The organism is Aeromonas sp. QDB62 (assembly GCF_027705695.1).
Lineage (GTDB): Bacteria > Pseudomonadota > Gammaproteobacteria > Enterobacterales > Aeromonadaceae > Aeromonas > Aeromonas allosaccharophila.
On the sequence record NZ_JAPDCD010000011.1, the window covers coordinates 1 to 21,377 of the forward strand.

A 21,377-nucleotide genomic window follows, 5' to 3' on the forward strand; every position below is an offset into this window, starting at 1 on the left:
TACCTGAAGCAACACCGCTTATATACCCGCACACTTGGAATTATTTGAGTCTCTAAAAATGAGGGGATCTCTGAGGTTTACATGCCCAATAAACCATCAGCATATGGCCAAAACTAACCATTATCCAATTCAGACAGCGGCCAATGCTCAAAATAAATATGTTGTGCCTGCCAATCTACCTTGGCTTGATTGTCACTTAATAAGTGATGGGCAACAGTAAATGCAAATTCAAAACTTACACCGAGACCCTTGCCTGTGATGAACTGCCCATCCACAACAACCTTTTTATCAACATATTCACCATCAGAAAACTTCTTCTCCAATCCACTGCCACAAGTATATTGGTGATTTTGTAACAAGTTATGTGCAGCAAGAACCTTTGCTCCTGAAGAGCAAAGTGCACAAATTAATTTGTTGTTAGCAATATGCATTGTAATGAAGTTGTGAACATCTAGAGAACCAAAAAGATTGTCGGTTCCTTTGGGTCCGCCAGGCATCATAATGGCGTCATACAGAAAATTTACCTTTTCATCCAGAAGAGCATCAGCCTCAATTTTGGTACCAAAATATGTTGATAATTTGGTTGTCGCCATGCATGAGAGTACATCTACTTTAATATCCAGCCTTCGCATTATATCGATAAATACGACCGCTTCTGCCTCTTCGAATCCATCAGCCAATAGCACCGCAACATGTTTAAACTCATTCATGCGGAACCCTTCGAAATCAAACTGATAGTGTTTTTAACATTACGACCAATAGAGTTCCAATCATGACTATTAATAGCTGACGGTGTGGCAATCCAAGTACCACCGCAGGCTAATACTTGTGGCAATGCCAGATAGCTCAGCAAATTACTCAAGTTAATTCCTCCGGTAGGCATAAATCTAACTTGGGGATATGGTCCTGCTAGCGACTTCAACATAGCTACACCACCAGAAGCCTCTGCGGGAAAGAATTTCAATAGTTGAAGTCCCAGCTCCAACCCCTGTTCTATTTGGCTAGGATTATTCACACCTGGAATAATCCCGATCTCTGCATCCTGACAGTATTTAACAATGTTTGGATTCAATCCAGGACTAATCACAAAATCAGCACCAGCACTAATAGCTTGATCCGCTTGCTCCCGTGTCAATACTGTTCCTGCGCAAAGAATAATATCAGGGATTGTTGCCTTTATCTGACGAATAGCTTCCGCTGCTGCTGGAGTGCGAAAGGTGATCTCGGCAGCAGGCAAACCATTTTCAACCAAAGTTTTACCCAACATGGCTGCATCCATGGCATTGTCGATCTGAATCACTGGAACTACTTTTAATTTCCCCAGCCGCTCTTGCCACCTGCTCATCATGATTTCAACTCCCTCGTTAACGTCTCAATATAGTGGCGGCCAATGATAGCGCCTCGATGCTGTATAACTTCTGCTGCGACCTTGTTACCCCATCGGCAACACTCCGCTACCGATAGATTATGATGTCGAGCAGCCAAAAACCCCGCGTTGAACGAATCACCAGCAGCTGTCGTATCGATCACATTCTGGACCTGTTCACCTCGACTCAATCCGCAGCCAACATTCAGTAAGGACCACATTGCACCTTCTTTACCCAATTTGATAATAACTTGGCTAACACCAAGATGGTGCAAACGCTCAATAATCATCTCTGAACTCTGAGGTTCATCCAGCAGCAGACTTTCATCATCTGCAGTTACCAACGCAATATCGCAGAGTTGATATAACCGATTAATCCACATTGCCGCATGAGCATGATTATCCCAGAGACGAGGACGATAATTTGAGTCAAATGCAATAGTGACACCCGCGGCTTTAAGTGACTGCAAAGCCAAAATCAATGTATCCTTATCCTCTTCAGGTAAAATGGCGATACTGATCCCAGAGAGGTAAAGCAAATCTATACCATGTAGTTTATCCAGGCATGACGTAAATTTATCATGTTGACAGAGAAAACGTGCTGCGGATTCATTGCGCCAATAATGGAAACAACGTTCCCCCTGCTTATCTATCTCGATGGCATACATGCCAGGAAGCCGATTCTGATCTCGCAATATCATAGAGCAATCTATCTGCTCTTCTTTCCAACGTTCCAACATACCATCGCTGTAATGATCATGGCCCAGTACAGTGACATAACGAGGAAATAGATCTGGTAATAATCTGGAGAGATAAATAGCGGTATTCAGGGTATCGCCCCCAAACGCTTGCTGCTGAATGCCGAATGCTGGTCCGCTCAATTCAACCATGCACTCACCGAGTATCGCGATACCACCAGGTTGTTTATCCATTTGAGTTATCCACCTTAATCGTAAGGCACATATGAGTCACCATGCACTATCAGTGAAAGAGCTGACGTATTCCTGCTTACCCAGTTCATAAGCCTATGACGAGCAAATACGTTCCATATCGCAAATATCTTATTGGCACAGGAACACACCATGCTCCAATAGTTTCGTTTCAAACCATAAGAGGAGGATAGCGAAACAAAATGACAATCACAAAGATCTTGATCACATAAAAAGAAAAGAATCGTAAGATATCCTAGAAGAAATGAAACATTTTTGAGGTGTAGCAAGTAACGCCCTTTCGAAGCAGGTTGTTTTTCGGTCTTTCTGCCCTTCCTATGACCCATTCTTTACAACGACTCCAGCAGTGTTGCTGCTCCAAACGTCGCGTCAAAGGACTCTGCTGCGCGGTATAATCGAAACGGAATAGTGCAACCACTTCATTTGTTTCCCTTACACCCTGGATCTGGAGTCCAATAGCAGGTACCGCAAGAGTAAAATCACCTTGCTCTACCGGTAGTGGTAATGCTTGCGCCTCCCAGAGACCACTTCGCTCCCCGCAATAGAGAGCCACATTCAAGGCCCGCAAAGACCAGAGGCTACTTGCTGGGCCACTGTAGTTATCTATTAACCGATCATCACCCCCAAATACTCCTTGAGTTGGAAGGCCTGCTTCCAGTGCCCCGTTCGAAATAAAATAAGAAAGCGAAGAACTAAAAGCATGCTTCACTTCACCTGATGGCAAGATGCCGTGATCTGCAGCTGCAATCAGAGGGGCAGCTGCGGCTAGCCGATAGCAAGCACTACGGCCAAAAAATGGCAATCCCTGGGTAGTAAATAAATAACGATAGGAAGCAACAAATTCAGCTAGAGTGCCACGAATAAACTCAGGGTCAAAATCAGGTAAAATCTGGTCTAGCCAATACAGTGAATAGTGGAATCCCCACGCATTATAATAGTCATAGTTACCTAGTGCGCCATCGCGAAACCACCCAGCACCGACATGAAACTCTTTAATTCTTTCGTATTTATCATGGTCTACATGATCCACACCGGTTAACGATTTCAGGACAAACTGAACGGTTAGGGGGAATAAGTGCCAATTATTGTCAACAGTGACCAGTGTATTTACCTGGCTAAACCAAGCTACTATTTTTGCTCGTTCATCATTATCAAATCTTATCCAAACATGTTCCCTACTCAACCATAGCGTCAATGCTAAATCCGCACTTTCACAGATACGTTGATCGCAATCATGCATCACCCCCCAAAAGCCAGGGTGATTGGAGTCTGTTCCAGCAAGAAAAGCTGTATAAATAATATCTGCCGGCGATAACTGCCGACCATCTGCCAAAACTAAATTGCTTTCATTTGGTGCCTTTGAATATAACCAGGCAGCCAACGTAGGTAACAACCGGCTAGCCCCCTCCATAGCATCAGTTCGAGCATTCTGCTGGCTTGGCCGTCCGGGATAATAAGCATGCGTATAATCCCAAACAGCATAATATTCAAAAGCCTCAGCCACATATTTAACTAACTCATCACACTGAAATTTTAATTCAGTATGAGGTGTTGAAAAAATCGTTGATATATAATTATCATTGCGTGTATATGAACGTTTTTTGTGAAAAAGTCTTACTAGGTTTTCTTGAAAAAGGTGAAGATACATGTTCCAGTTCGGATTTTCATAAGGTACTATTGGCCGTTTTGTTATTTTAATATCACTCATTGAGACTTTCTCACATTCAAATAGTTGGATGGCTATATAATAGAGAAAAATCATGCATGCTTGTATTATCAAAGCCTATGCATAACATTCGCTGCAATGCCGCCACGCTGTATCTCCTCAGCCATCATCTGCATTGTTGGAGCAGTATGATAAAATATTTGGCGATATGATGTGCAGAGATAATTATGACGATACCGCTCTCCGGATATCGATAACACTCGATGTTTTGGACATCCACCATAACAAAGTGAATAGACCTCACATTGCTTGCATTGCTCGGTCAATTTCTGTGACTTTACGGTACCAAATTTTTTTTGCATCTTGCCTGTAGCCATACTGACAAGTGAATGTAGATGGATATTTCCTAGCCTATTGGCAGGATATACATAATGGTCACAAGAATACAGATCACCATTGGCCTCAATGACCATTGCCTGTCCACACTCTTTTGAGTGAATACATAAAGATGCGGGATATCCCATCCAGACAGCTAATATGCTGTCAAACATACGAATAAAAACTTTTCCGATATCAGATCTACGCCACTCATCAAATACATCATTCATAAAACGACCATATCCTTGAGCAGGTACAGAGAAATCCATTAGTCGAGGATTTGGCATAGGTGTATAATAACCATTATTATCAGCCTGACTACTAGGTAACAATTCAACCAAAGGAATAAATTGCATAAAATTAGCACCCAGTTTTTTCAGAGCAAGATAGGTTTCGCGCCCCTTATCCCAATTTTTATCATTAATTACTGTCAGGGTGTTGAACTCTACACTAAACTCCTTCAATAATTCTATCGCATGCTGTACCCGATCAAATGTTGGATTACCATTCACTGAAACACGATATGCATCGTGTACACTTTGCAATCCATCTACCGACACACCGACCAAGAAATTATGTTTGGCAAAAAATTCTGCCCATTGACGATTAATCCCGATCGCATTGGTCTGAAAACTGTTCGTAATGTGCTTTCCATCCGCATATTGCTGTTGATATGCCACTACATTGCGATAAAAGTCCAAGCCTGCGAGAGTTGGCTCCCCCCCCTGCCATGAGAAGTCAATCTGCTGGCTATGTTGAGAACGGATGTATTCCCGGATGTAACGCCTCAGAGTGGCATCTGACATAGCCTGTGACGCGGTGGGACTATCCTGATGAATGGTGTGCTCCTTCTCCAGATAAAAACAGTAATCACACTTGAGGTTACAACGATAGCCTGTTGGCTTCGCCATCATATGAAATGCTGTTTGACTCTTTTGATCCATGTTCATGACACCAATACTTTAAGTAAATTGTAACTCTCGCAGCAGTATACATAACGAGATGAAAGAATTTATTGCATTAAGTCACAATTAACCAGATGTAATAGAAAAGAAACGAAGCAAAAGAAAACCCAGCCAATTAAGCTGGGTCTTCATATCCTACGACTGGTACACGCCACTACACTACGCGAGTTGCATTACCTCTGTTGCAGCTAGCAAAAATACACCCGCACCATAATCAATATTATGGTGTGACTGAACATCACGCGGGTTAAACGCAGGCAACTGTACCCAACCCATCATGCCATTTTCATGGATGCAACCGAGTAATGCCTGCCAGGATGAAAGCACGGATGAGAAGTACTCATCACGAGCCAGAATCCCTTGATTGATCCCCCACGCCAAACCATAACAAAACAATGACGTTGCACTGCTTTCTGGAGCGGGGAAATGCTCCGGATCAAGCAAACTGGTACGCCAAAATCCATCCGGCTGTTGATAACGACATATTGTCTTGGCCAAGCCGCAAAACAGTGTCAAGTAACGTTCCCGTGATGGATGGTTCTCAGGCAATCGCGCTAGCAAGCGAGGAATACTGGCCAGCACCCACCCCACCCCTCGACTCCAGAAAACCAGTTCTCCATTCGCTTCACGCAACTCGCCCCCTTTTCCATCAGGGATATAGCGATGATCACGAAAGAAGAGACCGGTTTGTGGATCAAATAAATGATCCACCGCATCCCAAAATGCAGGCTCCATATAATCCAGATACTTGTGATCACCGGTCAGTTGGGAGAGCCCTGCAAACACGGGGGGAGCCATAAATAGAGAGTCACACCACCACCAATCCTGGCGACCAGGCACCGGGGATTCCAACATCAAATCGAGGGCTTTGATGGTCGGCTCCAGCGCTTCAATCTGGTTGACCAATGGATAGACATCCAGGTAAGCCTGACAGCACACGTGATCATCAGCAAATCGTGGGTTGGGGCCGGCCCGAAAGCCGGTATGCAGGGTGTAGTTCATCACCCCATCCAGGTACTCAGTGTCATCCGTTGCTTGCCATGCATTCGCAACACAAGACCAAAATACCCCCCGCTCCCAATCTGTATCTTTAATAAATCGAACCTTGCCACTACGACGAATCACACTACGGGTCTGATGGGCCGCTTGATAGCGATATACACGCTTCATCGCTGCCAGCACCTCAGCTCTAGCTACTGATGACATAGTCAGCTCTCCTTATCAACGAGCCAGCCAGCCGCCATCAACGGCCAATGTGTAGCCGTTCACATAGTCACTGGCAGCAGATGCCAAGAATACCGCAGGGCCAGCCAGATCAGATGGTGCACCCCAACGATTCGCTGGGATCCGTTCCAATATTGCGTTGTTACGAGCCTCGTCCGCACGTAAAGCAGCTGTGTTATCTGTTGCCATATAGCCTGGCGCAATGGCATTAACATTAATGCCGTGATGAGCAAGTTCAGTGGCCAGAGCTCTCGTCAGACCCATTACCGCAGACTTACTGGCTGTATAGGAAGGAACTCTTACACCGCCCTGGAACGAGAGCATTGAGGCAATATTGATGATCTTGCCACCGCGACCTTGTTTAACAAATTGCTTGGCTACTGCCTGTGACAAGAAGAATACCGTCTTCTGGTTGATATTAATTACGTCATCCCAATCCTTATTTGTAAACTCAAGAATATCTTGACGGCGAATAATTCCTGCATTGTTCACTAGAATATCTACACCACCCATTACTTCGACAGCTTCTGAGACAATTGCCCCCAGCAAGTCCTGTTGCATCAAATTTGCTGTGATGTAGTGAAATTTCCGACCCATTGCTTCAATGGCAGCCTGTGTCTCAGCAGCAGGCTCGTAACCGACACCAACGATATCAGCCCCAGCCTGCGCAAGACCCAATGCCATGCCCTGCCCAAGACCGGTATTACAGCCGGTCACCATAGCGACTTTACCCATGAGATCAAACATGTTCATATTTCTTCCTGCGACAAGGCGGATTGGCTTGCGTCAAGCAACCCGCATAAATTAATTGGTAGGGTTTACTTCAAATCACTCATGGCAACATGATCCATATCGTGGAAAGTCTGGTTTTCACCGACCATACCCCAGATGAAGGTGTAAGCTGCCGTACCCACACCAGAGTGGATAGACCAACTGGGGCTTATCACCGCCTGTTCATTACGCACCACCAGATGCCGAGTCTCCTGTGGTTCACCCATGTAGTGAAAAACCAGGTTGTTCTCACTCATGTCAAAATAGAGATAAACCTCCATGCGGCGTTCGTGGGTATGACAAGGCATGGTATTCCACAGATTGCCTGGAGCGAGTTCTGTCATTCCCATCAGCAACTGGCAAGTCGGCAGTACCGAAGGATGCAAGTATTTATAGATGGTACGAACGTTACAATTTTCCTGACTTCCCAAAGATTCTGGAGCAGCGTCTTCACGAGAGATTTTGCGCGTCGGATAAGCATGATGAGCCGGAGCACAATTAAGATAAAAACGCGCAGGATGCTCCGGTTTTACGCTGGAAAATACAATTTCACGCGCTCCCATGCCCACATAGAGAGCCTCACGAGCACCAATCTCAAAAGTCTTACCATCAACAGTCACCAAACCTGGCTCACCGATGTTGATCACACCCAACTCACGATGTTGTAGAAAGAACTCAACCCCGATCTCCTTACCACCTTCCAGAGAAAGAGGCTCACCAAGTGGTACAGCGGCACCAACGATGATACGGTCTATGTGACTATAGGTAAGATTGATTTTATTCTGCTGGAACATCTCTTCGATCAGAAAATGGCGACGCAGGCCACTTGTATCTAAGTGTTTCGCATGTTCACTATGGATGGGTTGACGAATTTCCATTTTAAAACCTCAATTTATATGCATCGCAATATTAGCGTTCACAGCGTCTTACTATCAATTCATCTCTAATATTTTACTATCAGCTACGCCATTTAAAAATTGCAACAGACATGAATACTTTATTGCCTTAACGTGCTCTTAAATATATTAAAACAGTAGAATTAAAGGCCGTTGGCCTCAGTGATATCCTCATTAGCCATAGCAGCCACGAGCTCTTTCCGCATATCTTTCATTGTATTTTTACCGATCTCTTGCAGTATCTCTACCAACTCAATGAGTGATACTCCATCACGTTCAAATGCCGCATTAGCAATCATCGGCAAATTGACGCCGGCCAATACTTCAATTTTATCTGTGTCCATCAGAATTGCTAAAGCACGATTAGCTGGCGAACCGCCAGGTATATCTGTCAGAAAGAGCACACCATCGCCAGAGTCAACATATCGAGCAGCCTTTCTCAATTCATGTTCCAACATATCAGTAGACATTGATTCAACAAAATCAACGAATCGAATCTGCTCTTGCTCTCCCACAATCGCTTTTATTGCAGACGCCATTCCGGATGCAAAATTGATATGTCCAGATACTACAATACCGATCATGTAATGAACCCCTCTTTAATTTAGGGGGGGGGATAGCCCCCCACTAGTAATGATGACTATTTCTAGATAATACCAAGATAATGTCCGATAACTCCGGCAGCTAATGTTGAAAAAATCAGTACTGGTGGTTTAGCCCAAAAACCCGTACCTTTCACCATTTTGAACATAAAGAATACCAATGCTAACGGCAATAAATTTGGCATTATTTTGTCAAACAACGAAGCTTGAAGCTCTACCGTTTTACCACCGAGCTCTAAGGATGCCGTCGTCTGCAACTTTATAAAAGTCGCAGATAGCGCACCAATTACGAAAATACCCATAATATTGGCGGCTTTCGCTAACTTTTCGGTTGCGTCACTCATGTTAACCATCGCTGCAGTACCAGCGCGGTATCCCATGAACATCAATCCAAAATAAACAAAGAAGTGTACTACTTGATATAACAAGAAAAAGACAAACGGCCCAGCAATAGACCCTTCAATAGCGATAGATGCCCCCAAGGCTAGCGTCAATGGCATCAGCGTCATATGGTCAATCGCATCACCAATACCACCTGTAGGGCCCATACCAGCCACTTTCATCACGTTGACAGTGGAGGGTTTTTCTTTATTCTCTTCCATTGCTATAGCTGTGCCTAGCAGGAAGGTAAATAACTTAGGACTAGCATTGAAAAACTGCAGATGATTTTTCAAGGCTTTAGCCAGATCATTTTCATTATTACCATGAATCTTTTTCAAAGCAGGGATGATAGAGTACGCAAACCCGCCGCCCTGCATTCTTTCAAAGTTGAAGTTACCCTCCATAAACAAGCCACGCAATGAGCAAATCCATAAATCTTTCTTGGTAATAACTTGACGAACTGCGGTATCTTCATATGCATCTACGTTATCTACTAACGATTTACTTTTTACCTGCGATACAGTGAGATCCGTTTTTAATGGGGACATAGTAATATCAGATGCCATCTTCAAATTCCTCTGCTTGCTTATTTGAATTGCTATTACCACTAAAGAAGTAATAAAGTGCTGCGGCAGATGCGCCCAAGATTGCAACAGCCATGATTGGCAGCTTCAAGTAGGTTGTCATTACAAAACCGATAAAAAACACCCCTGCAACTTCTTTGGACCACATGATTTTTAGCAGCATGGCGAAACCAATCGCCGGCACCATTTTGGCACCGATGCCCAACCCTTCAAGCAATACTGTTGGTGCATTTGCATCTATCCAGGCGGCACCGTGCTCCCCAAAATAGACTGTCATAAATGCAATGACAGCGTAGAGCATGGAGCGTAGTGAGATTGTCGCTATCAATAATCGATCGATACCAGATGCATCAGCCTGTTCAGCGTAACGATCCGCCTTGCCCATAGTGAAAGAAGTCAATGCAAAGAAACCTATCACTAGCATCTGCATCAGGACTGCGATGGGCATCCCGACACCCATAGCCACTTCTGCGGATTGACCAGTCATCACAGCAAATGCGACTGCTGCGATGGTGCCCATTGTGACATCAGGTGGCTGAGCACCTGCGTTAGGTACCAATCCTAACCAAGCTAACTCCAGAGTAGCCCCCGCAACCAAGCCAATTTGCATATCCCCCATAATCAATCCAACTACCGGACCGGTTATAATCGGACGGTGGATATTTAGTGCGACATCATATTTATCGATACCACAAAAAAATGCCCATATTGCGACAAGCATAGCTTCGAAAAACATGCTTAATTCCTTTTTGAAAGTAAATGTAAATATATCTTATTTTTTAATGTCAGGCGGCGCCGTTAACCAGTTCAAAGATATCCAATGCGTTTTGATCAGGTGTATTTTGAACCGTGCAACATACCCCCTTTTGGGTCATGCGCTCAAATGCTTTAATATCATTATCATCAACAGACACTGTTTTTGCGATTTGCTTCTTGCCTTCATGATAATGCATATTACCGATATTGCAGTGGGTGATCGGAACCCCTCCCTCGACCAAACGAGCAACATCCGTCGGGTTATTACAAAGAATAAATATTCGCTGTTTATCTGATGCATTATGAATCACATCAATTGTCTTTTTAATAGTGAAAAATCTAACTGCATATTCTCCACCTGCGGAAGCTTTCATACCAGCTTGCATAAAGGCAGCATTGGGGCCTTCTGCTGCATCATCATTAGCAACAAGAATCAGATTTGCCTCTGTGTGTTTACCCCATGTGATACGAATTTGTCCGTGTAACAAACGTTCATCAATCCTAGTCCATACAATATTTGGAGTTGTCATATATTTCATTCCTATGTTATAGGCATACCGGCATATATGCAGGCAACACACTAAGCCATCTGATTAAATTAACTAGCAACATCATTATGCTTACTAGTACATACCTGATGTCGTTATTCGTCCCCGCCGCACTAACTGTGTTTTACTTAGCTTAACGCTAGTCCAGACATTAATAAATTGAAAGAAAACGAAAATGAGATCGCTTTCACGAAGTTAATAAAAAGACATCGAAAGAGGGAGGCCTCACCAATGCTTTTTCTAACTGGTTAATTTCTTCTATAAGAATGCATCTCACTTGCGGATAGTAAACAGATGAATCCAGCTCATTGCAGCACGTTAATAGACGTCAACAAACGGATATACATCGCAGGCAATAGATAACCTATCCAAATCAAATACGGTTCTCACTCATACACATGCGGATTTTCGCTTCGACCACCTCTTCCATAGCTGCCATGGCGGGCACCAGATACTGGCGCGGGTCGCTGGCATCCGGATGAGAGCCAAGGAAGGCTTTCATCGCATCGGCGAAGGCGATCTTCAGTTCGGTCGCAACGTTGACCTTGCAGATCCCGAGCTCGATGCAGCGGCGCACATCGGCTTCCGGTACGCCGGAGGCGCCGTGCAGCACCAGCGGAATATCCACCTGCTCGCGGATCGCGGCGAGGCGAGCGAAGTCCAGACGTGGCTCTTCTTTGTAAAGGCCGTGGGCGGTGCCAATGGCAACGGCCAGTGAGTCGATGCCGGTGCGGCGGACAAACTCGGCCGCTTTGAGCGGATCGGTAAATTTGGCATTTGCGGCATCAACGATGAGGTCATCTTCCTGACCACCCAGCTGGCCCAGTTCGGCTTCGACGCTGGCACCCATGCGGTGGCAGAAGGTGACCACACTGCGCACTTTCTCGATGTTCTCTTCAAACGCAAAGTGCGAGGCATCAATCATGGCCGAGCGAATACCCGCTTCGACCTTGCTGTGGATGTCCTGCTCGTCTTCGTGGTGATCCAGATGCAGCACCAGCGGGATGCGGTACTCATGGGCGGCGGCCTGACAGATGGAGACCAGATATTCGACCCCGGCATGGCGATAGGTACCCGGAGTGCCAGCCAAAATCACCGGAGAGCGCATCCGAGCGGCGGTGCGGGCTACCACCTGGACGGTTTCCAGGTTGTGGATGTTGAAAGCGGGCACGGCGTAGCCGCGGCGCTGAGCATCTTTGAGCATTTCATGGGAAGAGATCAGATACATAGTGACTCCTGAGCGTCCTGATTGACGCGAGATCCTGAGAAAAGGGAGGAGAGCTGGGTCGGGTTTATCTCCCGGCCTGCCACCCAGATGTGTTGTTGATTGAGTTCAGTCGTGAGGGCGAGCAGGTTGGCCTGTTTGCCAACTGCCAGCGAGCCGAGGCGATCGGCAATGCCGAGCATCTTTGCCGGGGCCAGTGAGGCCATCCGGATGGCATCGGCAAGAGGGATACCTGCCAAATTGACCATGTTGCGCACGGCATCTAGCAACGTAAGGGTGCTACCGGCCAGGCCACCGGCCTCGGTGCGAACCACCCCCTCTTTCATTTCGACCCGATAGTTGCCGAGCAGATAGTGACCATCTGGCATACCGGCGGCACGCATCGCATCCGTAATAAGGAGCAGGCGCTCACCGGCGCAGCAGTGGCAGAGTTTGAGCACGCTCGGGTGGACATGATGACCATCGGCGATCAGCTCCAACCAGGCATCGGGATGGACCAGACCCGCACCCACCATGCCGGGCTCGCGGTGGTGCAGACCTCGCATGCCGTTGAAGCAGTGCACCAGCCCGGAAGCGCCCGCTGCCAGCGCAGCCATAGTAGTGTCGTGATCCGCCGCCGAGTGGCCCAGCATCACCCGCACGCCGTTTGCGGCGAGATGGCGAATAGCCGTGATGGCATTGGGCTTTTCTGGTGCCAGCGCGACCACTTTCAGGGTGCCTCGAGCCAGCTGTTGCAGATGGTTCAACTCGGACACATCCAACTCCCGAAACAGCGCTTGATCGTGGGCGCCCTTGTTGTCCGGGGTGAAGTAAGGACCTTCCAGATAGCAGCCAAGCAACTCGGCACCCGGCATGCCGTTGGCAACACCGTCGGAGATGCGGCCAAGAGCTTGTTCGATCTCGGGAAGCGGTGCGGTGACCGTGGTGGCGAGAAAGGCACCGACCCCTTCTGCTGCCTTGGCCATCGACAAGGTGCCGAGGACGTTGCTGTCGTTATCCATGACATCGACGCCAGCCCCACCGTGGACATGACCATCGATCAGCGCAGGCACCAGCAGCTCGACATCAAACCCCATATTTTCTTGAGAGAGAGAGCCGATCGCCGTTATCCAGCCATTCTCATGCTCTAGCCAGCAGGCCTCTCGCCAACCTGTTTCGGTTAACAGATGGCGCGCCCTGATCCGCTCGACCATTAAAGCTCCTCCCCTGTCGGGTAATTAATGCCATTATTTCCGGCACCACCTGAATAAAGCTTTCCCAACTCTGAACGCATAGAGTGGGTCCATGCTCCTGTGAATTGGAACCAGTTCACAGGTGGATAACTTTGCTTCAGTAAACTGTTGCACATGACGGTTTACTCAAGTTCTGCTCGGGATGCGGATAGATTGTGACCCCCTGCACGACTCGATTAACACGACCGCTCGGACATGGATTATCCGGATTGATACCAAGCATCATGGATGTATGGAATGCGTAGAACTGGACATAAAGCAGGTAACAAAATGCCAGCTCTGCATCATCGCCGCGCAGAGTCTGTGGAAGGTAAATATATTCACCAGCCTCAATCCGATTGTCAGGAATATCGGCCAGGGCAACAACTCGTGCAGCAACACCATCACGACGCAGCTCATTTAACAAATCAAGGTCATATTGTCGTGTATAGGGATCATTGGAGATCATCTGTACGATTAAAGTATTGCTATCGACCACTGATTTTGGTCCGTGGCGAAATCCGGTAGGAGAATCGAACATGGCAATCAACCGCCCACTGGTCAGCTCCAGCAACTTAAGCGCTGCTTCTTGTGCAACACCCTGCAGACTGCCACTACCAAGATAGATAACTCGTTGTGGGTGTGGTTCATTCCATACAGGCACCGTTTGAACGACCTGTTGCAGGATGGCCTCACTGACGCCTGCCAGTGAAGTGCAAGCATGCTGGTTGAACCGTTTCGGCAAAAATACAGCCAAGCAGGTCAACATCATGCTGGTGAGACTACTTGTCATGGCAAAACTACGATCATTGGTCTGAGGCGGCATCAACAGTGCCAGTGATCGACCCTCATTCTGACAACGCTGATATAGTTTCCCTTCTGCGTTGCAAGTGAGAACCAAGTGGTAACATTTACTTACCAAACTGCTAGCCAAATCAACAGCTGCCACACTTTCAGGACTGTTTCCCGAACGGGCAAACGAGACAAGTAACGTCGGGGTCTCTTGGTCCAGATACTCTTTTGGATCAGTAACAATATCTGTGCTGGGGATCGACTCCACTCTACCGTTAAGACGTGCCGATAAATAAGGGGCCAACGCACGCCCCGCAAAAGCAGATGTCCCTGCGCCGGTCAGAATAATTCGCAGATTACCTTGCATTAGTAAGGGAGTAATAAACTGATCTATGGCGTTTCTTTCCTTATCGACCATGCCTAATGTTTCTAACCATGTCGCAGGCTGTTGTTGAATTTCACTCGCAGTAGCAATCCCTTTGGCTGCGATTAATGTTTCTTTTTCATAACCAAGAATCATGACTGTAATACCTCACATAGCCATTTCAGGCTGGGGACAGCAAGCCCGAGAATAGTGCCGCAGCACTTCCTGAACCTGATCAAGAATCAGACTGTGGGGATCTGCAGAAAGCAGCCCCTCACGCACTTTTTGATATTGGATTGGTAAATACTGGCTCAGCAGTGGCAACGGAATTTGCTCTTGTTCCAGATTGGCCAACAGACAGGCATACGCTTCATCTACTCGCTGCTCAGGCCAGTAGTAACGGATCCGATCCGAATAGCTGTAACCTCGAGCCAAACGTCTGTCATTAGGACTCCCCTGGTAGTGGCTTTGCCAATATCCAGGCCGCTCCAACATGGTCTGTTCGAGCACATTGCGCAGTCCGGAACAGGCACTGGCAGTCACCAACTCAGATTCAATAGCAGCCAATGAGAACAAGGCTTCACGCAGAGCAAACGTGAGTGCAGGTCCGACCTTGAGAATCGCAAAGTGATCACGTACTAACTGCTGGTAAGCCTGCGGTGTTTGATAATCCGTCGAGTGAGCTTCAAACACCATGTGGGGGTATTCCTTGATCATCAGACTCAAGCCAATAGCCTTGCCACTTTGGTAATCAACCACTCTCGTATGATCAAATTCAACGCCCGGCTGTACTACCAACGCAATGACCCGTGACCATACATCCCCCAAACCTTGACGAGTAAAGGCCGCTCTATGTGCTTCCAATGTATAACGCGCAGCCTGAGGTGTTGTTACCGCAAGTTCTGAGAGATCTTCATGCGCCCCACCAGGAACGGGTACTTCGGTACCAATTACATAAATCAGGTCGCAGCACCCAAACTTCTCGTAACAAGTACGCTCAGCAACTACCGCAAGCCTAGCTGCACGCTCGGCAACCACTTCATCACTGAGTGATAAAGGGTCATCGGAACAAGCCATACTGCAGTCAAGATGGATTTTTTTGAAACCTGCTGCCACATACGTGGCAATGAGTGTTTCCGCATGTGTCATGGCTTCGGAAGCTGAAAGCCCTTGCCATCGGTTTGGACCCAAGTGATCTCCACCCAGGATCACCATCTCATGCGCAACACCACAGTGATCTGCCAGCAGATATAAACGCTCGCGAAAATCTGCTGGCGTCATGCCGGTATAGCCACCGAATTGATCCACTTGATTAGAGGTTGCCTCCACAAGCAGGACACTTCCTTCTTTCTTGGCCAGCATTAGTGCTGCTTCTAGCACTAACGGGTGAGCAGAACACACAGAGGTGATGCCGACAGTTTCCCCGTTCTTGTTTCTTTCTATTAACTGAGCGATACCTTTCACTTACCCTCCAATGCCACAAAATTAAACTGCAGCGAAATTTCATTTCTTTTCCAGAAAGGTAACCCCATTAAAAACAAAACGAAACGAAAGAGGGTGAATTTTATGAGACAGATCACGAAAAACACAAGGAAAGGAAAGGTGTTTGACTAAAGTGACTTTTCTGTCACAAAAGCGTAAGGTTAAGGCTTGATTTGCATTGCCCTCTAAGCGTTAATACGCAAAATGCAATAAAGTGAAAGTCCATGTGCAACCCGGACAACCAATGCGGACAGAGCGGAATAATGCAAATTACCGAGAAAAGTACTATCGGCACCAGTGAACGCCGTGAGCGTATCATCCAGCAACTACGTAGCCATGGCAGCGTACAAGTCAATGACTTATCAGCACAGTTTCAGGTGTCTACCGTCACCATTCGCAACGATCTGGCTTTCCTCGAAAAACAAGGAATAGCTGTACGCGCCTATGGTGGCGCTCTGTTGTGTGAACCCAATCAGGCGGTGCCCGAACGAACCATTGCCGACAAAAGCGTGCTCAACACGCCGGTCAAACAACGGATCGGCGCACTGGCGGCCACACTGGTGCCGTCCGGCTGTCGTCTTATCCTCGATTCGGGTACAACCACGCTGGAGGTGGCCCGTCATCTGCGCGAGCACCAGGAGATCCTGGTGATGACCAACGGCATGAACGTGGCCAATGCACTGCTGGAGGCAGAGGGGGTCGAGCTGCTGATGACCGGCGGCCACCTGCGCCGCAAGTCGCTCTCGTTTTATGGTGCGCAGGCCGAACAATCCCTGCAAAACTACCATTTTGACCTGCTATTTCTTGGGGTGGATGGCATCGACCTCGAGCGCGGTGTCAGTACCCATCATGAAGAAGAAGCACGCCTTAACCGCTGCATGTGCCAAGTTGCCAAGAAAATCATCGTGGTCACCGACTCCAGCAAATTCCGCCGATCCAGCCTACACAGAATTATTGAGACACCGCGTATCAACACACTAATCACCGATGATGCAATACCAGCAGAACTACTGAGAGGTTTGCATGATGCAGGGATTGAGGTATTGCTGGTGCCAGCGGACCCCCAATAATTCAGGCTGGATTGCGCTAGCCCCCGGACGCCACTGTCAGGTTCACACCGATACTCATACAGTCACCTCTGACGAGTAAGCGCAAACCGGGGTGGCCAGCTGGGTGATTGGCATTGGCGACATGACTCTGGGGCTTCTGACAGACGCCCCCCCCTCATCGAGCCGGTCGAGCATCAGGAAGGCGCACTCACTGGCTAGAGTGAGCAGCTCTGTTGGCAAGCCGAGCACTCACTCGGCCTGACCGCGCTAGTCAGTCGGCAGATGGTCCCCCGCTCAAACAGCAACTGTTCCAGAGTGCTTGTATTGGCTTCCCCACCCAAACCCCATCACATTTATCCAGAACGCCCTCATAAATCAGCGGGTATTGCCCGGAAGCATCTGCAATCAGATCTATCCTGAAATTGTCACCATGTGATGCACACAGGGTCGTTCTGTTATGTCGCTGCAAGTTGTTCGCCGTTCCTTGGACGAAGGGCTTGCGATGTCGGGGGAGCATTCAAGTGAGTAAGCGCAAAATCGAAAAAAAGGGCAAAAAAACACCTGCCTCAAGCAATAAAATCACGGTGTTGTCTCCAGATCAGCGCAGGGCTCAAGGTAAAGCGCTGCGCGACAAGGTGCCTCGCAGTACCCATGCGGGCTGGACATCGCCAGCCGATCGGCGCGATCCCATTGACATACTGATTGAATCCAATCGCGGCCGAGTGCCTGAACTAATCCCGATCCGTTTTGGCCGGATGCTCGAATCTCCGTTTGCCTTTTTCCGCGGATCGGCGGCCATCATGGCGGCCGATCTTGTTCATACCCCGGTGTCGGGCGTATTCGTGCAGGCCTGCGGTGATGCTCACCTGATGAACTTCGGTGGCGTTGCAACCCCGGAGCGTCAGATCAATTTTGATATCAACGACTTCGATGAAACCCTGCCGGCGCCATGGGAGTGGGATTTGAAGCGATTGGCCGCGAGCATCGTCATTGCTGCACGTCATCTTGAACTGTCGGAAAGCGCGGCCGCCAAGGCGACCAAGGCATCTGCCAGAGCCTATCGAGAGCGGATGATGGATTACTCGTCCATGCGTGCATTGGATATCTGGTATGACCGGGTAACCCTCGACGATGTATTGGCAGAAGCCCCCAATGAAGAGGTGCGCACGCGCATCATGAAACGTATTCAGAAAGCGCAGGAAAGCAGTTCATCCGAGGTGATTTTCCTGAAACTGGCCGAATTCGATGATGAGCAACCACGGATCAAAGACAATCCCCCGCTCATATTCCATGTCATTCAGGAAACTGGCGAAGGGTTCGACCATCAAGCAGCGCTGACAACCTATCGCAACTCATTACCCGAACACATCAGACGACTCTTTGATCGTTTCCAGCTATGCGATGTAGCAGCCAAAGTTGTCGGCGTGGGAAGCGTTGGCACCCGCTGCCTCGTCTCTTTGTTTATGGCCGCTGACAACGACCCCTTATTTTTGCAGGTCAAGGAGGCTCGTCCATCCGTCCTCGAACCCTATGCAGGGAAAAGCCAGCATGCCAACCATGGCGAGCGCATTGTCGCAGGGCAACGGCTCATGCAAGCGGCAACCGACATCTTTCTCGGTTGGACCCTTGCCCAAAATGGCCAGCACTTTTATTTCAGGCAGCTCAGGGATGTCAAAATCAGCGCGATTATTGAGGGGTGGGATGCCGAACTACTGTCGATTTACGGCACCTTGAGCGCCAGGGTACTGGCTCGCGCCCATGCACGTTCGGGAGATGCCGGATTGATAGCTGGCTACATGGGGAGCAGTCCGTCGTTTGATGAGTCAATTTGTGAATTTGCCGTTGAGTATGCCGATCAGGTTCGCCGGGATTACCGCGAGTTCGTCAAGGCAGTCCACCAGGGTCGACTGGAGGCTCTGCGCGATCCGGTGTAGCCAGTGGCTCATCGGCAAGCAGCTGACGCCCCAAGGTGCAGGTTCAGTGAAACGGAGCACAACGGGCGTCACCTTGCAGACAATCGCGATTTAGGCATCCAAAAGACACATGGGCGGGGCTTAAAAAGCAAAGACGGGGCATGGAATATAATTTAGCAAAACAATGGGTTAGCTTCGCTTAGAAGCTAACCCATTGTTTTATATGGTGCCGATAAGGGGAATCGAACTCCTGACCTTCGCATTACGAATGCGCTGCTCTACCAACTGAGCTATACCGGCTTGTTGCCATCCACATTCATGAAAAATGGCCGGCGTGTCAATCGAGCCAACTCGATTTTATGAGTTGGCTCATGATGTTAGCACTCTTAGAGATCGACAAACTCGGGGATGTGAGCGCGGCCGCGGCTTTCGAGGAAATCGAGCAGGGCGCGGGGAGAGCGCACCAGGATCCGCTCTTGCGGGAAGCCCGCTTCGGTCACCAGACGGTGACAATGGTCAAAATCGCCGAGGCTGAAAGCGACGTGAGAATCGGATCCGAAAGTGAGATAGGCCCCAAGATCTCGCGCAGCTTCGACGATAGCGCGGCAGTTGCTTTCGCTACCCGGACGAGAGTGAATAAAGGAGGAGTTGTTGATCTCCAGCGCCACCCGATAGTCGGCCGCCGCCTTGACCACCGCCTGAATGTCGATGGGAAATGCGGGGTTGCCCGGGTGGCTGATCATGTCGACCCGGCCGCTCTTGATGGCGTTGATCATCGCCTGGGTATGGGTGGCCTGATCGCAGGGAGGGAATACCTGCTCATGAAAGCCCGCCATGATCATGTCGAGGCGCGATTCGTAACGTTCGGGGAAGTCGATCTCCCCTTCCAGGTTTTTGATGTTGGCTTCGATACCCCGCAGGATCCCGACTCCATCCACCACTCTTGGCAGTATTGGCAAGTTGGCAAAGTGCCAGACATGAGGGGCATCGGCCATCTCGGGGCCGTGATCCGTGGTGGCAAATAACTTGATCCCCTTGGCCCTGGCTATCGGCAGATAGTCGTGGATGGTGCTGTAGGCATGGGTACTGGCAATGGTGTGAGTATGGGTATCGACCGGGTACTTCATCTTCTCTCCCCTTTAGATATTAAGGGAGCAGCATAACAAAGAGCGGCAGCTTGGGCCACGCTAGTGCTTGCCACACTTTGTCACAAAATACCGCGAAGCTGACATAGTCTGAGAGTTCCCGGCTGGCATACTGCCCCCGTCGATACATGCCTGAACTCGCATCGACAGTTTGCCGTCAGGATGACGCGAACTCACTTTCCCCACCGTCGCGCCCTGCGGCGGTTTTTTTTGCCTGCAAACCGCAAACCAGTAACAAACGTGCAAAAAAAGGCCCAACTAGCATGGTGCAGGTTGGGCGAGACTTAATGTTTAATTGCAGTGGCATAGATATAGAGTCCTGCTTTTTGACTAAGTTCCACCCACTTTGCTTTTTTCATCGAAAAACATTCCGCTAACACTCATTCACATTCTCTTGACACTTCACGTTATGAAACGTACTTTTTAAACATTCGTTTAAGTGAGGTGTCCAGTGAGTAAAATCGATACCAAAAACCGTATTCTCGATGCCGCTGAAGTGCTGTTTGCCGAGCGGGGATTCGCCGATACCTCTTTGCGTCTGATCACCAGTGAGGCCGACGTCAATCTGGCGTCGGTGAACTATCACTTCGGCTCCAAAAAGGAGCTGATCCAGGCGGTGCTCGATCGCTATCTGAGCCTGTTTATGCCGGATCTGGATGCCCGCCTGCGGGTGCTGATGGAGCAGGATCAGCTGACCCTGCTGCAACTGTTTGAAAGCTTTGTCGAACCGCTGATGAAACTCTCGGCGGTGCGGGCCAACGGCCCGGCCATCTTCATGCAGTTGCTGGGGCGCGGCTATATCGACAGCCAGGGTCACCTGCGCCGCTTTATCACCGCCCACTACGGTCCCATTCTGATGCGGATCACCCAGGCGATCTCCAAGGCCAATCCGGCCCTGTCGCCAGCGGATCTCTTCTGGCGCCTGCACTTCACCCTGGGCACCGTCGTGTTCACCATGGCCTCCGCCGATGCGCTGCGCGACATCGCCCTGGCCGACTTTGGCCAGCAGCTCGATGTGGAAGGGCTGGTGCGCAACGTTATTCCTTATCTGGCGTCCGGAGTCGGGGCGCCCGTGGAGTCGACCAGGCTTTCCCTGGCCGTGTAACAAC

The 21,377-nt window shown here is 48.7% G+C and carries 20 protein-coding genes and 1 tRNA gene; 3 read left to right on the plus strand and 18 right to left on the minus strand.

What is annotated here, in order from left to right; genetic code table 11:
- Positions 1-113: 113 nt before the first annotated feature.
- The 16 genes from OKC27_RS07290 to kbaZ all read right to left on the minus strand — a co-directional run bounded on the left by OKC27_RS07290 (position 114) and on the right by kbaZ (position 16,143).
- A complete protein-coding gene (locus tag OKC27_RS07290; protein ID WP_270806089.1) occupies positions 114-710 on the minus strand; it encodes a DJ-1/PfpI family protein in 597 nt (198 codons plus the stop codon).
- The gene (locus OKC27_RS07295) at positions 707-1,348 is read right to left on the minus strand and encodes a bifunctional 4-hydroxy-2-oxoglutarate aldolase/2-dehydro-3-deoxy-phosphogluconate aldolase (protein WP_270806090.1); all 642 of its coding nucleotides are present in this window, start codon (positions 1,346-1,348) and stop codon (positions 707-709) included. The genes OKC27_RS07290 and OKC27_RS07295 overlap by 4 nt, the downstream gene beginning before the upstream one ends.
- A complete protein-coding gene (locus OKC27_RS07300) occupies positions 1,345-2,298 on the minus strand; it encodes a sugar kinase (RefSeq protein ID WP_270806091.1) in 954 nt (317 codons plus the stop codon). The genes OKC27_RS07295 and OKC27_RS07300 overlap by 4 nt, the downstream gene beginning before the upstream one ends.
- Positions 2,299-2,551: 253 nt before the next feature.
- Complete coding sequence (locus OKC27_RS07305; protein ID WP_270806092.1) at positions 2,552-4,024, minus strand: DUF2264 domain-containing protein; 1,473 nt, start codon at positions 4,022-4,024, stop codon at positions 2,552-2,554.
- A gap of 68 nt (positions 4,025-4,092) precedes the next feature.
- Positions 4,093-5,310: an anaerobic sulfatase maturase gene (locus OKC27_RS07310; RefSeq protein WP_270806093.1), complete on the minus strand. Its 1,218-nt coding sequence runs from the start codon at positions 5,308-5,310 to the stop codon at positions 4,093-4,095.
- 174 nt (positions 5,311-5,484) lie between these two features.
- A complete protein-coding gene (locus OKC27_RS07315; protein ID WP_270806094.1) occupies positions 5,485-6,531 on the minus strand; it encodes a glycoside hydrolase family 88/105 protein in 1,047 nt (348 codons plus the stop codon).
- A gap of 15 nt (positions 6,532-6,546) precedes the next feature.
- Positions 6,547-7,302: a 2-dehydro-3-deoxy-D-gluconate 5-dehydrogenase KduD gene (kduD, locus tag OKC27_RS07320; protein WP_213393752.1), complete on the minus strand. Its 756-nt coding sequence runs from the start codon at positions 7,300-7,302 to the stop codon at positions 6,547-6,549.
- 65 nt (positions 7,303-7,367) lie between these two features.
- Positions 7,368-8,198: a 5-dehydro-4-deoxy-D-glucuronate isomerase gene (kduI, locus tag OKC27_RS07325; protein WP_270806095.1), complete on the minus strand. Its 831-nt coding sequence runs from the start codon at positions 8,196-8,198 to the stop codon at positions 7,368-7,370.
- A gap of 161 nt (positions 8,199-8,359) precedes the next feature.
- Positions 8,360-8,800 (minus strand): PTS galactosamine/N-acetylgalactosamine transporter subunit IIA, encoded by a 441-nt coding sequence (gene agaF / locus OKC27_RS07330; RefSeq protein ID WP_270806096.1) that lies wholly within the window; start codon positions 8,798-8,800, stop codon positions 8,360-8,362.
- Between the two features lie 62 nt (positions 8,801-8,862).
- Positions 8,863-9,765: a PTS system mannose/fructose/sorbose family transporter subunit IID gene (locus OKC27_RS07335; RefSeq protein WP_270806097.1), complete on the minus strand. Its 903-nt coding sequence runs from the start codon at positions 9,763-9,765 to the stop codon at positions 8,863-8,865.
- Positions 9,755-10,519, minus strand: a complete 765-nt coding sequence (gene agaW, locus OKC27_RS07340) for a PTS N-acetylgalactosamine transporter subunit IIC (protein WP_270806098.1) — start codon at positions 10,517-10,519, stop codon at positions 9,755-9,757. The genes OKC27_RS07335 and agaW overlap by 11 nt, the downstream gene beginning before the upstream one ends.
- A gap of 49 nt (positions 10,520-10,568) precedes the next feature.
- Entirely contained in the window at positions 10,569-11,069 is a 501-nt protein-coding gene (gene agaV, locus OKC27_RS07345; protein ID WP_270806099.1) for a PTS N-acetylgalactosamine transporter subunit IIB, read from the minus strand.
- Between the two features lie 391 nt (positions 11,070-11,460).
- Positions 11,461-12,315 (minus strand): tagatose bisphosphate family class II aldolase, encoded by an 855-nt coding sequence (locus tag OKC27_RS07350; protein WP_270806100.1) that lies wholly within the window; start codon positions 12,313-12,315, stop codon positions 11,461-11,463.
- Positions 12,306-13,505 carry an N-acetylglucosamine-6-phosphate deacetylase gene (gene nagA, locus OKC27_RS07355; RefSeq protein WP_333563340.1) on the minus strand — a complete coding sequence of 400 codons (1,200 nt, stop codon included), beginning with the start codon at positions 13,503-13,505 and terminating at the stop codon, positions 12,306-12,308. The genes OKC27_RS07350 and nagA overlap by 10 nt, the downstream gene beginning before the upstream one ends.
- Positions 13,506-13,641: 136 nt before the next feature.
- A complete protein-coding gene (locus OKC27_RS07360; protein ID WP_213393745.1) occupies positions 13,642-14,835 on the minus strand; it encodes an SIS domain-containing protein in 1,194 nt (397 codons plus the stop codon).
- A 12-nt stretch (positions 14,836-14,847) separates the two neighbouring features.
- Entirely contained in the window at positions 14,848-16,143 is a 1,296-nt protein-coding gene (kbaZ, locus tag OKC27_RS07365) for a tagatose-bisphosphate aldolase subunit KbaZ (RefSeq protein ID WP_213393744.1), read from the minus strand.
- A gap of 281 nt (positions 16,144-16,424) precedes the next feature.
- On the opposite strand from kbaZ, the gene OKC27_RS07370 reads away from it, so the two are divergent.
- Together OKC27_RS07370 and OKC27_RS07375 are read left to right on the plus strand one after the other, a co-directional pair.
- On the plus strand, positions 16,425-17,231 hold the full coding sequence (locus OKC27_RS07370) for a DeoR family transcriptional regulator (RefSeq protein WP_270806102.1): 807 nt from the start codon (positions 16,425-16,427) through the stop codon (positions 17,229-17,231).
- 500 nt (positions 17,232-17,731) lie between these two features.
- The gene (locus OKC27_RS07375) at positions 17,732-19,144 is read left to right on the plus strand and encodes a DUF2252 domain-containing protein (RefSeq protein WP_270806103.1); all 1,413 of its coding nucleotides are present in this window, start codon (positions 17,732-17,734) and stop codon (positions 19,142-19,144) included.
- 203 nt (positions 19,145-19,347) lie between these two features.
- Here the strand turns inward: OKC27_RS07375 and OKC27_RS07380 are convergent.
- Positions 19,348-19,423 (minus strand) — tRNA-Thr (locus OKC27_RS07380).
- A gap of 86 nt (positions 19,424-19,509) precedes the next feature.
- Positions 19,510-20,250: a phosphatase gene (locus tag OKC27_RS07385; RefSeq protein ID WP_270806104.1), complete on the minus strand. Its 741-nt coding sequence runs from the start codon at positions 20,248-20,250 to the stop codon at positions 19,510-19,512.
- A gap of 469 nt (positions 20,251-20,719) precedes the next feature.
- Between OKC27_RS07385 and OKC27_RS07390 the strand changes: the two genes are divergently transcribed.
- Positions 20,720-21,373 carry a TetR/AcrR family transcriptional regulator gene (locus tag OKC27_RS07390; RefSeq protein ID WP_158112199.1) on the plus strand — a complete coding sequence of 218 codons (654 nt, stop codon included), beginning with the start codon at positions 20,720-20,722 and terminating at the stop codon, positions 21,371-21,373.
- Positions 21,374-21,377: the final 4 nt, after the last annotated feature.